A 12,948-nucleotide genomic window follows, 5' to 3' on the forward strand; every position below is an offset into this window, starting at 1 on the left:
GGGAATTCCGCGCGGAATTACACATGGAGACCGGGAAAGGTCCACCCCTTCCCGGTACAAACCGCCATTCCAGATGCTTAAAGCTTGCTGTCGCGCACCCGCAGCTGGCGTGCCCGGGTCAGGATCGCATCCTCGATCGCCCGCACGGTTTCCGGCGCGACCGACCCGCCGCCCTGGCCCTGCAGCGCCACCTTCAGGCTGCGCGCATCAAGTGCGGGGTCCTGCACATAGATCGTCGCGCGATAGGCCCGCCCGCCGCCCGGAGGCCGCCCGTACCCCGTCACGATGACGCCGGTGAACGGGTCAACCGATTCGATGGGCAGGAAATTCAGCACTTCCAGGCTGGCTTGCCAGATGTACTTGTTGACCTCGACCGTGGTGTTCGGGTTGTCGGAATTCGAGAACAGGTCCCAGATGGTCGAGCCGCGCTCCTCGCGGTCAGGATTCGCCGCCGCGTTTGCCGCGCGCTGTGCATCGGCGCGTTCCTTCCGGGTCATCTGTTCCTCGGTCGGAATCGAGGACCGGTTGCCGAACAGGTTCCCGCTGCCGATACCGCCGCCACAGGCAGAAAGCGTGAAGGCAAGCCCCGTTACCAACGCCGCTTTGCAAAGTTGATGCACGATCATCCGGCCATCCTTCGTACCCTTGCCTGCTGTCTAGCTTAGGGCATGGGGCGTGCCAAGGGCTTTCACGGTAACCCGGCGGGCGCGTGCAAGGCGCGGACGGCAGGCCCGCCGGCGAACCTGTGGCATAGCTGCACCAACTTTCCGGCGATTTCGCCCGCCTCGCTGGCCGTCGTTGCAATCCGGGGCGTTGCGGTGGAAATACACTCCATTCCCCTGCGGATTCCCCTGCGGCGGGCTTACCTTGAAGAAAGAGGGAAACATGAAAAAGATTCTTCTCGCGACCAGCGCGTTCGCTCTGATGGCTGGCGCTGCCTCCGCGGAAATCGCCCTGTCGGGTTCGGCCCGCATGGGTCTGGTCTACTCGGACACCGCTGCTGGCTCGGCTACCCAGTTCAGCTCGCGCGTTCGTATCGTCTTCACCGCTTCGGGTGAAACCGACTCTGGTCTGTCGTTCGGCGCTTCGATGCGCGCTGACCAGTCGGGCCAGGGCAACACCTCGAACGGCGACTCGACCGTGTTCATCTCGGGCGCGTTCGGCAAGCTGACCATGGGTGACGTTGGCGGCGCTGCTGACGCTCTCGTCGGCCAGACCTCGGGCGTTGGCTACGGCCCGAACGACTCGCTGCAGGAAATCGACTTCGTCGGCACCACCAAGACCGCTGCTTACTACGAGTACTCGACCGGTGGCTTCACCTTCGGTCTCGGCGCTGGTCAGCGCGCAGCTGCTGGTGCGACCGCTGCTGAAGAGCTCAGCGTTGCTGTGAAGTACTCGGCTGGCAACTACTCGGCCGCTCTCGGCTGGGAAACCACCGACGGCACCACCGCTGCTCCGGCGGTTTACACTCTGCCCGCCGCTGGCACTGTTTACGCTGAAGACCTGATCTCGGCCTCGGCCTCGGCCACCTTCGGTGCTGCGACCGTCAAAGCCAAAGTCGCTGACAGCGACATCAACGGCAAAGACACCACCTGGTCGCTGTCGGTTGACTACGTGACCGGCGCTACCACGATCACCGGTTTCTACACCGACTTCGGCAACACCAAGGTTGCTGGCAACGACACCCAGCACGTTGGCCTGGGCGTTGCTTACGACCTGGGTGGCGGCGCGACCTTCGCTGCCGGTATCGTTCAGCAGAACAACGATATTGCTACCGACAACACCTTCGCCGACGTCGGCCTGAAGTTCTCGTTCTAATCCATCCGGATTGGACGAACGGAAAGAGCGGGCCTTGTGCCCGCTCTTTTCTTTTCTGCCTGCCCGGTTAGGTTGCCCGGCAAAGGGGATCACCGCATGGCACTGGCAGACATCACCCAACGCATTCACGCGGCTGAACGCGCGGCAGGGCGGGCGGAAGGGTCCGTTCGGCTGATCGCCGTGTCCAAGGTCCAGCCAGCGGAGCGGGTCACAGCGGTGCTGGACCAGGGCCACCGAATTTTTGGCGAAAACTACGTGCAGGAAGCCGCCGCGAAATGGCCCGCCTGGCGGGATCGCTATGGCCCGCTGGAACTGCACATGATCGGCCCCCTGCAGACCAACAAGGCCAAGCTGGCGGTGGACCTCTTCGACGCGATCCACACGCTGGACCGCCCCTCCCTGGCGCAAAAGCTGGCCAGCCTGCAGCAGGCGCGCGGGTCGCTGCCGCAGCTTTTCGTGCAGGTGAACACGGGGGAGGAGCCGCAGAAGGCCGGGGTCCTGCCCGCCGACCTGAGCGGCTTCCTGAAGGACTGCCAGGCGATGGACCTTACCCCCGTCGGCCTGATGTGCATCCCGCCCGAGGATCAGGACCCCACCCCGCACTTTGCCATGCTGGCCCGGATGGGCGCCGACCACGGCCTGCCCCGGCTCTCGATGGGGATGAGCAGCGATTTCGAAAACGCCATCGCCCATGGCGCGACCGACATTCGCGTCGGCAGTGCGATCTTCGGCGCGCGGGCCTACCCGCAAGCTTGACGCGCTGGCTTGCTCTTTTCCCAAATACTCCCGCCGGAGGCTCTGCCGTGGCGGCCAGGCGCGGACGCCTCCTTCAAGGCGTGACGGCAATGCCAGGCGCCTCCCCTCCCCCTTCGTGGGAAGGGGCTGGAGGAGTGGGGCGCCCCGGAAATCACGATGAACAGACCGTTACCGTCCACGAACACCCCACGGATTCCAAACGGAAATCCGGAAATGTCCACCGTGGACAGGTTCAGGTCAGCCAGACCCTTGCATAGGGCGGCAGGGCGATCTGGCCGTGGTGGATCTCCACCCGCTGATCCGACAGGGCGTCGTGCATCTCGACCGCCCCCAGCGCCCGAAGGACGGATTCGGGCAGGTGCTGCCAGTGTTCGGTAAAGTTGAACAGGCACAACAGCGTCCCCGTCGGCGCGAGCCGCTGGAAGGCCAGGACCGCGTCGTTCCCCGACGCAACCACCCGCACCGGAACCGCCGCATGCAGGGCCGGGGTCGCCGCGCGCCGGGCCAGGATCGCCTGCGTCCCCCGGAACACCCGCGCGGCGGGTGTGTCGCCGTCATGCCGGGTCGCGGCCAGCTGCCAGTCCATCCGCGGCCGGTGGATCCAGCGGCTGTCATGCGCGTGGTCGGGGTTCGCCAGATAGCTGTCGTCGTTCGGCAGCGCCAGCTCGTCCCCCATGTAGATCAGCGGAATGCCCCCCCAGGCCGCAATCAGCGCGTGCCCCATCAGGATCCGCTGGACCGCCAGCTCGGGGTCCTGCGCGATCCCGGCCAATGAGGCGAAGCTGCCGGAAATCCGCTTGTCCCCGGTCGCCTCATTGACCTGGAAGAGTGCCCCCTTGGCAAAGGTGCCGGGAAACGACCCTTCGTAGAAGTCGGACAGAAACGCCCGGTGGCCCTGCCCCGACACCCCAAACGCCGCCGCATCCTCATCCGTGACCGCCCAGCCGATGTCGTCGTGGCAGCGGATGTAGGTCGCATAGGTCGCATTGGTCAGCCGGTCCGGAAAATGCGTGGCCAGGACATGGGTCATCAACCGCACGTCCCGCGTCGCCAAGGCCGACCAGAACTGCACCATCAGGCTGTTGTGGTAGGCGAGGTTCCCCTCCTTCCCGTCATGCTTCCCGCGCCCGAGGTAGGGCAGCATCTCCGCCGGTGCGACGATGGCCTCTTCCAGGTGCAGCACCGCCGCGCTGGCAATCCGGCTGCAGGCCCGCAGCGCCTGGAGGATCATGTGCACCTCCGGCTCCGACTGGCAGCGCGTCCCGAGCCGCTTCCACATGAAGGCCACCGCATCCAGCCGCAGCACGTCGACGCCCTTGTTCGCCAGGAACAGCATGACCTCGACGATCTCCAGGAACACAGCAGGATTGGCCCAGTTCAGGTCCCACTGGTGTTCGTTGAAGGTCGTCCAGACCCATTTCCCGATCTCGGGGTAATGGGTGAAGTTGCCGGGAGCATTGTCGGGGAAGACCTCGACCAGAGTCTGTTCGTACAGGTTCGGCATGTCCGGAGTGTCGAACATCAGGTAGTATTCCTGATACTTCACATCCCCCTTCGCCGCCTTCTTCGCCCAAGCGTGCTCCTTCGCCGTGTGGTTCAAGACCAGGTCCACACACAGCGACATCCCCCGCGCCCGCAGGGCGGCACTCACCGCCTCGAAGTCCGCCATCGTCCCGAAGGCCGGGTTGATCTGGCGGTAGTCCATCACCGAATAGCCGCCGTCCGAGTCCCCAGGCCGGGGCTTCAGGCAGGGCATCAGGTGGACATAGGTGACGCCGAGGTCCTCAAGGTAGTCGAGCTTTTCCAGCACGCCCTGCAGGTTGCCGTTGAAGCGGTCGATGTAGAACACATACCCCGCCATGCCCGGTCGCTGGAACCAGTCGGGCTCCAGGTCGCGGGCCAGGTCCAGCCGCTTCAGGTCCTCGGGCCGGTCGGCCCAGCCCTTGCGCAGGACCTTCAGCAGCTTTTCCCGAAACGCCGGATAGTCCGTGCGCGCGCCATACAGCGCCTCCAGCATCGGGAACAGGTCGGGCGCGGATCGGGCCAGCCGCAGGTCAAAAACCTGATCATCTGCGCTGAGTGGTGCCGGCATCGAATCCTCCCGAATTTCGGGCAGATTATGCAATCCAAAGCGTTTCGGAAAGGGGATTACAGCCGAACGACCAGCCGGGTCTGATGCGTGATGCGCGGGGCGATCCAGTGCAGGTCGCGGCGCGACAGGGCCACGCAGCCGGCCGTCGGCGCACCGGGGCGGCGCCACTGGTGGATGAAGATGGCCGAGCCGCGGCCCGGTTCGGCATGGGGCCAGTTCCAGCCGGTCAGGATCACCAGGTCATACATCGGATCGGCCCGGCGCAGTCGTTCGTGGCTGAACCGATGCGGGGCCCGGACCATCAGGTTGTAGTCCGGGTCCGCCGGATCATCCGACCACAGGTCCGACGGGCCAATGGGCAGTGCCCAGTCGGCGGGGCGGGTCAGCCGGTCGGGGCGGTAGAGCATTCCCACCAGCCGGTGCACGCCGGCAGGGGTCGCCCCGTCGCCCTCGCGCTTTGCCGATGCCGGCACGATCCCACTGCGCCCGAGGGTGCAAGGGAAGCGGCGGCCCAGGAAGCGCAAGCCCATGGTGGTGACAACGAGGTCAGTGGGTTTCACAGCAGGTGCCCTGACTTCGCTGCCTTCGTCGCCAGGTAGGCGCGGTTCTCATTGGTCTCGCCCACATGCAGCGGCACCCGTTCGGTGACGTGCAGCCCGCAGCCTTCCATCATCGCCAGCTTCTTCGGGTTGTTGGTAAGCAGCCGCACCGACGAAAACCCGAGCTTCCGCAGGATCTCGGCCCCGATGCGGAAGTCGCGCTCGTCATCCTCGAACCCCAGGCGGTGGTTGGCTTCCACCGTGTCAAACCCTTGATCCTGCAGGGAATAGGCGCGCATCTTGTTGGCAAGGCCGATGCCGCGGCCTTCCTGGTTCAGGTACAAAAGGACTCCGGCGCCTTCCTGCCCCATCTGCGCCAGAGCAGCCCGAAGCTGCGGACCGCAATCGCATTTCAATGACCCCAGCACATCGCCGGTGAAACAGGCCGAGTGCAGCCGCGCCAGCACCGGCATGTCCCGATCCGGGCGGCCGATCTCGATGGCATAGTGTTCCTCGCCGCCGTCGTTGGGCCGGAAGACGTGCACCCGCCCCGCGCTGGAAGCGACCAGGGGGACGCGGGCCGAGACGACCTCATCCAGCGGGGGCAGGGCGGCCAGTGCCGGAGATATCTCGTCCAGTGTCAGCAGGGTCAGGCCGTGTGACCCGGCGAGGGCCAGTGCGCTGTCGACGGACACCAGCAGAGCGGCAGGCAGCAGGTGCGCCGACTTGGCCAAAGCCAAAGCCGCCCGGGCCAGCTCCGCCGCCCCATCGCGCGCCGATTGCAGCGGGCCCTTCATCGGCGTCCGCAGGTCATCAGCAGGGTCCGCAACGGACCGCATCCAGGAAAGGTCGGCGTCCGAGGGCGGGATGATCCGCGCGAGGTCACCGTCATAGGCGCGCGCCTTCAGCGTCGTGGCCCGCCGTTCGGTGATCGCCAGCACCGGCGCGCCGAAGCCCCGCAAATCCGCCAGCCGCGCGGCATCCAGCGTCTCGACCGCCGCCACCAGCGCCGCGCCGCCTGCACCCGTCAGCACGACCGGCACCCCCATGCGCAGGTCTCCGCGCGCGCGGGTCAGACGTTCGGCGATGGTCAGGCCAAGGGACATGCCCCTATCTAGGCCGCAATGGTGCGGGGCGGAAGCCTTCTGACGATTTCTGTTGTCCAGATTTCTGTTGTCCCGGGGCCCCATCCCGCGCCAGTCTTGCGGCAACCCCGACAGGAGCCTGCCCGATGAACGCACCCTCCCGCCCCGCCCGCCGCCCGGTCTGGATCAGTGCCGACAGCGGCGACTTTGCGCAGTTCAAGGCGCAGGTGTCGCAGACGACCGAGAGCGAGGACGTGCCGCAGGCCGCCGAGGTGGTGCGGAACATCCCGATCTACGCGGGCGACGCCGTGGGCAAGGCCGCCCGCGACCCGCAACTGCGCCGTGCGCTGACCGCGGAATGGGCCTGGGTCTTTGCCGACGGCCCGGGGATCATCGTCATCAAGGATGCGATGCCCGATGCCGCCATGGTCGACCGCGCCACCGCGATCTTCGAGGCCATCATCGCCGAGGAGAAGGCCGCCAACCGCGGCGGCGGCGACCATTTCGCCAAGCCCGGCGCGAACGACCGGATCTGGAACTCGCTGGAGAAGCACTGCCTCGCCGACCCCGCCAACTTCGCCGCCTACTACAGCGCCGACACGCTGGCCCTGGCATCCGAGGCCTGGCTTGGCCCCGCCTACCAGATGACCGCGCAGGTCAACCGGGTGAACCCCGGCGGCGCCGCGCAGGTCCCGCATCGCGACTATCACCTGGGCTTCATGTCCCCCGCCCAGATGGCCCGCTTCCCGGCGCTTATCCACGGCGTCTCGCCCCTTCTGACATTGCAGGGTGCGGTCGCGCATTGCGATATGCCGGTCGAGACGGGGCCGACCATGCTGCTGCCGTTCTCGCAACAGTTCCACGAAGGCTACCTCGCCTTCGGCCGACCCGAGTTCCAGGACCATTTCGCCACGCACTACGTCCAGCTACCGCTGCAGAAGGGCGATGCGCTGTTCTTCAACCCCGCCGTCATGCATGGGGCCGGGACGAACCGCACGACCGACCGCTTCAGGATGGTGAACCTGTTCCAGGTCTCCTCGGCCTTCGGGCGGGCGATGGAGTCGGTCGACCGCGCCCGCATGTCCCGCGCCGTCTTCCCCGTCCTGCGGGCGGGCGGGCCGGGGATCGACGTGGCCAACGTCATCGCCGCAACGGCCGAGGGCTATCCCTTCCCGACCAACCTCGACCGCAACCCTCCCATCGGCGGCCTTGCCCCCCGCACGATGGCCGATTTCCTGTCTCAGGCCGTGCGCGAGGGGTGGTCCGACGCCCAGCTGGACGCCGTCCTGTCCGAGCTGAACTACAAGAACGCCACCTGAGCTGAAACATTTCCCACAGGAGCGACACGTCCGCGTGAGGAATTTGTTGCAAACCTTGCGGGCTTCGTGATCGGGGCGCATGTCAACCGCATCAGCAACGGAGGCTTCCATGGCTGGACTGCGGAAAATCCTGCTTGTCGACGATGACGACGACCTGCGCGAGGCGCTCAGCGAACAGCTGGTGATGACCGAAGACTTCGACGTGTTCGAAGCCGGCACCGGCGCGGACGGGATGGAGAAGGTCAAGGCCGGCCTTTTCGATCTGGTGATCCTGGACGTCGGCCTGCCCGACACCGACGGGCGTGAGCTTTGCCGCCGGATGCGCAAGCAAGGGGTCAAATGCCCGATCCTGATGCTGACCGGGCACGACACCGACAGCGACACGATCCTGGGCCTCGATGCGGGTGCCAACGACTACGTGACCAAGCCCTTCAAGTTCCCGGTCCTCCTGGCCCGCATCCGGGCGCAACTGCGGACCCACGAACAGTCGGAAGACGCGATCTTCCAGCTTGGCCCCTACACCTTCAAGCCCGCCCAGAAGATGCTGGTGGACGAGAAGGACAAGAAGATCCGCCTGACCGAGAAGGAAACCAACATCCTGAAGTACCTCTACCGCTCGGCCAGCGGCGTGGTGGCGCGGGATGTCCTCTTGCATGAGGTCTGGGGTTACAACGCGGGCGTGACCACGCACACGCTGGAAACCCACATCTACCGCCTGCGCCAGAAGATCGAGCCCGATCCCTCGAACGCGCGGCTTCTGGTGACGGAAAGCGGCGGGTATCGGTTGGTGGCCTGAGGCAAGCGTTGCAGGGCGGCCACAATGCGTCCGCCTTGCAACAAACACGAAATCTTGCCGCTTAGGGCTTATTGTTGCCGGATTCGCTTGCTACTTTTTCCTCATGCACCGGTTGTGCAGCAAGTTCCCCTGGTCGCGTCGGGGTTATGGCGCGGCATCCTCCCTGTTGGACCTGGCCGGGCTTCTTGCCCGGCCTTTTTTTGTCCCGCGGTTGAGATGGATCAAATCCTGCCGTCTGGCGGCCTGCTAAGGTAACCTCACCTCCCTGTATGGCCTGGGCCGGGCTTCTTGCCCGGCTTTTCTTTGCAAACGCCACGGACATTGCATGGGGCTGCCACGCAGTCTGCACAATCTCCCGACAGACAGCCGCCTGCCGCAGACAGGCTGCGGCCACCTGATCCGGAGATTTCCATGCGCATCGTCGCTGCTGCTGCCCTTGCCACCCTCGTCGCCTCGCCCGTCCTGGCCGAAGACCTTGTCTTCACGCTGGTCAACGACAGCTCGCATTCGATCACCGAGATGTATGTCTCGCCGGTCGATCAGGACCAGTGGGGCGAAAACATCCTTACGGTGGCTTCGGTCGATCCCGGCGTTTCGGGCGACGTGACCATCGCCGACGGGCTTGATGTCTGCGACTACGACCTGCGCTTCGTCACCTCGGAAGGCGCCGAGGCCGAGAAGACCCAGAACCTCTGCGAAATCGCGACGTTCACCGTCACCGACTGACGCCTCCGGGGCCTTGAGACTTGCGGCGGGCGGCCTTAGGGTCACCCGCCTGCAGCCCGGGAGCCCGCCGATGCCCTTCACCCTCGCCACCTGGAACATCAACTCGGTCCGCCTGCGCGAAGCACTCGTCTCGCGGCTGATGACCGAGGAAACCCCCGACATCCTCTGCCTGCAGGAATGCAAGTGCCCGGTCGAGCTTCTGCCGATGGATGGCTTCCGTGCCCTTGGCTACACCCATGTCGTGGCGCGCGGGCAGAAGGGCTATAACGGCGTGGCGATCCTGTCGAAGCTGCCCATCGAAGATGCGGGCGGGCACGATTTCGCGACGCTGGGCCATGCCCGTCACGTCGCGGGACGCCTGGAAAACGGGGTGACGATCCACAACTTCTATGTCCCCGCCGGTGGCGACATACCAGATCGTGAGCAAAACCTCAAGTTTGGCCAAAAGCTCGACTTCCTGACCCACATGCGCGACCACTTCCGCGCCGACCGGCCGGAAAAGGCGATCCTGGTGGGCGATCTGAACATCGCGCCCCGCGAGGATGACGTCTGGGACCACAAGGCGCTGCTGAAAATCGTCAGCCACACGCCCGTCGAGGTCGCCCATCTGGGCGATACGATGGAGGCGGGCCGCTGGGTCGACGTGACCCGGCAGGACATCCCCCAGGGCCGCCTTTACAGCTGGTGGAGCTATCGCAGCCCCGACTGGGACGCCGCCGACAAGGGCCGCAGGCTGGACCACATCTGGGCCACCCCCGACATCTCGAACGCCGCCCACGGCAGCCGCATCCTCCGCCCCGTGCGGGGATGGGAGCAGCCGTCAGACCACGTCCCGGTCTTCGCGACGTTTGACCTTTGATTACGGCAGTTGCGCCGGTGCGCGCGGCTGGATAGCTTGCGCATAGGGTCAGCAGTTCACCCAGGCGTCACCGGCCCCTTGCGGGCAGCTAAACCTGCGCATCCGGATCGTCCACATCCCCCTGTGCCCGATCGCCAAGCCGGTGACCCGCGATGTCCGAAGGGCATGACGGAGGATGACGATGTCCCGCGACACCCTGCCACTCTCGGTGGCCGACCTGACCCTGTTCGCCCGCAACCTGCGCCGGGATTGGCCCGAGGCCCCGCCAAGCCACCTGACGCTGATGAACCTTCTTGCCCGCGCAGGCGGGTTCCGCAACTACCAGCACCTGCGCGCCAGCACGCTGGCTGCCGGGCGATTGGCCCGACCCTCGCCGCTGGTCGACCATGTCGAGGTCGAGCGCCTGCTTCGCCATTTCGACAGTGCAGGGCGGCTTTTGCGCTGGCCCTCGAAGACTTCGGTCCAGCACAAGGTTCTGTGGGTGCTCTGGTCGCATCTGCCCCGCGGCGAGACGATGACCGAACGGCAGATCAGCGCCAGGCTGAACACATGGCATTGCTTTGGCGATGCGGCAATCATCCGGCGCACGATGCTGGAATTGGGGCTTGTGACCCGCAGCGCCGATTGCACCGACTATCGCCGCGTGGAACGCGAGCCGCCTGCCGAGATCCTGGCCCTGATCCGCGCGGTCGGCGCGAAAAGGGTCGCAGGTCGCTGACCTCGGCTCCACGCTGGTTCGGGCCCTGACGTGAAGACGACGTCGCGACGCGGGGATGGGCTTACTGACCCGCGACCAGCGCCGCCATGATCGCCTTGGCGCTGTCACTGTCCCATTCCGCGTCGCCGATCAGCCGGGCGACTTCCTGCCCTTCCGGGTTCAGGATCACGGTGACGGGCAGGCCCATCACCCCCATGCCCCGCGCCAGGTCCGACTTCGGGTCGCGCAGGATCGGCAGGGTCTTGATCTCGGCCTCATCGAAAAACCGTTCGATTCCGGTGACCGCATTGCGGCCCGTCGCCACCGGCACCACCGCGATCTCGGGCATCGCCGCTTGCAGCCGGTCCAGCGAGGGCATCTCGTGCCGGCAGGGTGCGCACCAGGTGGCCCAGAAGTTCAGGACGACCCACTTGCCGTGATAATCGGCCATCGAATGCTCGGCGTCCTTGGCATCCAGCAGCACGGCCTCGGGGATCGTCACCGGCGCGTCGTGCAGCGCCAGCTTCTTCATGTCGCCGTCGCGCAAGGCGGCCACGTCCGCAAGGGCCGGGTTTGCACCAAGCACCAAGGCCGTATAAAGGACGACCAGCAATTTCCGCACGTTTCCCACCCCAGAAAGCCCCGCCCATGTCCGACGCCCGTGATCCCAAATCCGCCAACACGATGTGGGGCGGGCGTTTCGCCGAAGGTCCCAGCGCGATCATGACGGCGATCAACGCCTCGATCGGCTTCGACCAGCGGCTCTACGCCCAGGACATCGCGGGCAGCCGGGCCCATGCGGCCATGTTGGCCACGCAGGGCATCATCTCTCATATGGACGCGGAAGCCATTGGGGAAGGCCTGCTCGCGATCTTGTCAGAGATCGAGGCCGGAAAGTTCCCCTTCACCACCGACCTTGAAGACATCCACCTGAACATCGAGGCCCGCCTGACCGATAGGATCGGCGAGGCCGGCAAGCGGCTGCACACCGGGCGGTCGCGCAACGACCAGGTCGCCGTCGACTTCCGCCTCTGGGTCCGAGACCAGTGCGATCAGGCCATCGCCGGGCTTACCGGACTGATGCAGGCGTTCCTCGCACAGGCCGAGGCGGGCGCAGATTGGGTCATGCCCGGCTTCACCCACCTGCAGACCGCCCAGCCCGTGACCTGGGGCCACCACATGATGGCCTATGTCGAGATGTTCGCCCGCGACCGGTCACGCTTTGAAGACGCGCGGAACCGGATGAACGAATGCCCCCTTGGCGCCGCGGCACTTGCCGGGACCAGCTTTCCCATCGACCGGCACGCCACGGCCAAGGCACTTGGCTTCGACCGCCCGACCGCGAACAGCCTAGACAGCGTCAGTGACCGCGACTTCGCGCTGGAGTTCCTCGCGGCCGCCTCAATCTGCGCCATGCACCTGTCGCGCTTTGCCGAAGAGCTGGTGATCTGGTCCAGCGCCCAATTCCGCTTCGTCCGCCTGTCCGACCGCTGGACCACCGGCTCCAGCATCATGCCGCAGAAGAAGAACCCCGACGCGGCGGAACTGCTCCGCGCGAAACTCGGCCGCATCCTGGGCGCCACGGTCGCGCTGTTCACAGTGATGAAGGGCCTCGCGCTGACCTATTCCAAGGACATGCAGGAAGACAAGGAACAGGTCTTCGACGCCGCGGACTCCCTGATGCTCGGCCTCGCCGCGATGACCGGCATGGTCAGCGACATGACCGCCAACCGCGAGGTCCTGAAGGCCGCCGCGGCCTCTGGCTTCTCCACTGCCACCGACCTTGCCGACTGGCTCGTCAAGACGCTGAACCTTCCCTTCCGCGAGGCGCACCATGTGACGGGCGCGCTGGTGGCGATGGCGGAAGGGCAGGGGGTCGACCTGCCTGACCTGACGCTGGCCCAGATGCAGTCCGTCCATCCGGGCATCACCGCCAGTGTCTATGATGTCCTCGGCGTGGAAAACTCCGTTCGCAGCCGTACCTCATACGGAGGCACCGCTCCGGACCAGGTCCGCGCCCAGATCGCGCGCTGGAAACAGGCGCTGGGGTGACATTCCGCGCTTGGCTGCTAGGTTCTTGCACAGGAGGCCCGCGATGAAACCCTGGCTGTTGATCTCGCTTCTGGCCCTGGCTGCCTGCCAGAGCCCGACCCTGTCGACCAACGTGACCTTCGGCCCCGATGGCGTGTCGGTGAATCCTGCCTTGTCCGGCAAGGTCGGCGGTGCCACCGTGACCATCGAAGACTGACCGAAGGACCAAT

Annotated in this window: 14 protein-coding genes; 9 read left to right on the top strand and 5 right to left on the bottom strand. The window is 65.9% G+C overall.

Annotated features, from left to right (window positions below; translation table 11 throughout):
• Positions 1 to 77 precede the first annotated feature (77 nt).
• Positions 78 to 626 carry a DUF3576 domain-containing protein gene (locus AC2EAL_RS05205; protein ID WP_484723102.1) on the bottom strand — a complete coding sequence of 183 codons (549 nt, stop codon included), beginning with the start codon at positions 624 to 626 and terminating at the stop codon, positions 78 to 80.
• Between the two features lie 259 nt (positions 627 to 885).
• On the opposite strand from AC2EAL_RS05205, the gene AC2EAL_RS05210 reads away from it, so the two are divergent.
• Together AC2EAL_RS05210 and AC2EAL_RS05215 are read left to right on the top strand one after the other, a co-directional pair.
• Positions 886 to 1,818: a porin gene (locus AC2EAL_RS05210; RefSeq protein ID WP_484723103.1), complete on the top strand. Its 933-nt coding sequence runs from the start codon at positions 886 to 888 to the stop codon at positions 1,816 to 1,818.
• Between the two features lie 96 nt (positions 1,819 to 1,914).
• On the top strand, positions 1,915 to 2,574 hold the full coding sequence (locus AC2EAL_RS05215; RefSeq protein WP_484723104.1) for a YggS family pyridoxal phosphate-dependent enzyme: 660 nt from the start codon (positions 1,915 to 1,917) through the stop codon (positions 2,572 to 2,574).
• Between the two features lie 232 nt (positions 2,575 to 2,806).
• Here AC2EAL_RS05215 and AC2EAL_RS05220 read toward each other — a convergent pair whose 3' ends face one another.
• The 3 genes from AC2EAL_RS05220 to ribA are packed head-to-tail and all read right to left on the bottom strand — an operon-like array spanning position 2,807 to position 6,311.
• Positions 2,807 to 4,666 carry an alpha-amylase family glycosyl hydrolase gene (locus tag AC2EAL_RS05220; protein ID WP_484723105.1) on the bottom strand — a complete coding sequence of 620 codons (1,860 nt, stop codon included), beginning with the start codon at positions 4,664 to 4,666 and terminating at the stop codon, positions 2,807 to 2,809.
• Positions 4,667 to 4,722: 56 nt separating this feature from the next.
• Positions 4,723 to 5,226 carry a L,D-transpeptidase family protein gene (locus AC2EAL_RS05225; RefSeq protein ID WP_484723106.1) on the bottom strand — a complete coding sequence of 168 codons (504 nt, stop codon included), beginning with the start codon at positions 5,224 to 5,226 and terminating at the stop codon, positions 4,723 to 4,725.
• A complete protein-coding gene (ribA, locus tag AC2EAL_RS05230) occupies positions 5,223 to 6,311 on the bottom strand; it encodes a GTP cyclohydrolase II (RefSeq protein ID WP_484723107.1) in 1,089 nt (362 codons plus the stop codon). The genes AC2EAL_RS05225 and ribA overlap by 4 nt, the downstream gene beginning before the upstream one ends.
• A gap of 125 nt (positions 6,312 to 6,436) precedes the next feature.
• Here ribA and AC2EAL_RS05235 point away from each other — a divergent pair, with 125 nt between their 5' ends.
• The 5 genes from AC2EAL_RS05235 (at position 6,437) to AC2EAL_RS05255 (ending at position 10,708) form a co-directional block, all read left to right on the top strand.
• On the top strand, positions 6,437 to 7,609 hold the full coding sequence (locus tag AC2EAL_RS05235) for a phytanoyl-CoA dioxygenase family protein (RefSeq protein WP_484723108.1): 1,173 nt from the start codon (positions 6,437 to 6,439) through the stop codon (positions 7,607 to 7,609).
• Between the two features lie 109 nt (positions 7,610 to 7,718).
• Positions 7,719 to 8,405, top strand: a complete 687-nt coding sequence (locus AC2EAL_RS05240; RefSeq protein WP_484723109.1) for a response regulator transcription factor — start codon at positions 7,719 to 7,721, stop codon at positions 8,403 to 8,405.
• A gap of 411 nt (positions 8,406 to 8,816) precedes the next feature.
• Complete coding sequence (locus tag AC2EAL_RS05245; protein ID WP_484723110.1) at positions 8,817 to 9,131, top strand: hypothetical protein; 315 nt, start codon at positions 8,817 to 8,819, stop codon at positions 9,129 to 9,131.
• Between the two features lie 70 nt (positions 9,132 to 9,201).
• The gene (locus tag AC2EAL_RS05250) at positions 9,202 to 9,990 is read left to right on the top strand and encodes an exodeoxyribonuclease III (RefSeq protein ID WP_484723111.1); all 789 of its coding nucleotides are present in this window, start codon (positions 9,202 to 9,204) and stop codon (positions 9,988 to 9,990) included.
• Between the two features lie 181 nt (positions 9,991 to 10,171).
• Positions 10,172 to 10,708, top strand: coding sequence for a DUF2087 domain-containing protein (locus AC2EAL_RS05255; RefSeq protein ID WP_484723112.1), 537 nt, complete (start codon positions 10,172 to 10,174; stop codon positions 10,706 to 10,708).
• A 61-nt stretch (positions 10,709 to 10,769) separates the two neighbouring features.
• On the opposite strand, the gene AC2EAL_RS05260 is transcribed toward AC2EAL_RS05255, so the two are convergent.
• A complete protein-coding gene (locus AC2EAL_RS05260) occupies positions 10,770 to 11,309 on the bottom strand; it encodes a TlpA family protein disulfide reductase (RefSeq protein WP_484723113.1) in 540 nt (179 codons plus the stop codon).
• 26 nt (positions 11,310 to 11,335) lie between these two features.
• On the opposite strand from AC2EAL_RS05260, the gene argH reads away from it, so the two are divergent.
• Both argH and AC2EAL_RS05270 read left to right on the top strand, forming a co-directional pair.
• Positions 11,336 to 12,739, top strand: a complete 1,404-nt coding sequence (gene argH, locus AC2EAL_RS05265; RefSeq protein ID WP_484723114.1) for an argininosuccinate lyase — start codon at positions 11,336 to 11,338, stop codon at positions 12,737 to 12,739.
• A 43-nt stretch (positions 12,740 to 12,782) separates the two neighbouring features.
• A complete protein-coding gene (locus tag AC2EAL_RS05270; protein ID WP_484723115.1) occupies positions 12,783 to 12,935 on the top strand; it encodes a hypothetical protein in 153 nt (50 codons plus the stop codon).
• Positions 12,936 to 12,948 lie beyond the last annotated feature (13 nt).

It is taken from the genome of Tabrizicola sp. T74 (assembly GCF_057219935.1).

Bases quoted from the DNA above. Each gene is read 5' to 3' on its own strand.
- AC2EAL_RS05250 (WP_484723111.1), top strand. From the start codon at position 9,202: ATGCCCTTCACCCTCGCCACCTGGAACATCAACTCGGTCCGCCTGCGC.
- AC2EAL_RS05205 (WP_484723102.1), bottom strand. From the start codon at position 626: ATGATCGTGCATCAACTTTGCAAAGCGGCGTTGGTAACGGGGCTTGCC.
- AC2EAL_RS05215 (WP_484723104.1), top strand. From the start codon at position 1,915: ATGGCACTGGCAGACATCACCCAACGCATTCACGCGGCTGAACGCGCG.
- AC2EAL_RS05210 (WP_484723103.1), top strand. From the start codon at position 886: ATGAAAAAGATTCTTCTCGCGACCAGCGCGTTCGCTCTGATGGCTGGC.
- argH (WP_484723114.1), top strand. From the start codon at position 11,336: ATGTCCGACGCCCGTGATCCCAAATCCGCCAACACGATGTGGGGCGGG.
- ribA (WP_484723107.1), bottom strand. From the start codon at position 6,311: ATGTCCCTTGGCCTGACCATCGCCGAACGTCTGACCCGCGCGCGCGGA.
- AC2EAL_RS05235 (WP_484723108.1), top strand. From the start codon at position 6,437: ATGAACGCACCCTCCCGCCCCGCCCGCCGCCCGGTCTGGATCAGTGCC.
- AC2EAL_RS05240 (WP_484723109.1), top strand. From the start codon at position 7,719: ATGGCTGGACTGCGGAAAATCCTGCTTGTCGACGATGACGACGACCTG.
- AC2EAL_RS05245 (WP_484723110.1), top strand. From the start codon at position 8,817: ATGCGCATCGTCGCTGCTGCTGCCCTTGCCACCCTCGTCGCCTCGCCC.
- AC2EAL_RS05220 (WP_484723105.1), bottom strand. From the start codon at position 4,666: ATGCCGGCACCACTCAGCGCAGATGATCAGGTTTTTGACCTGCGGCTG.
- AC2EAL_RS05255 (WP_484723112.1), top strand. From the start codon at position 10,172: ATGTCCCGCGACACCCTGCCACTCTCGGTGGCCGACCTGACCCTGTTC.
- AC2EAL_RS05270 (WP_484723115.1), top strand. From the start codon at position 12,783: ATGAAACCCTGGCTGTTGATCTCGCTTCTGGCCCTGGCTGCCTGCCAG.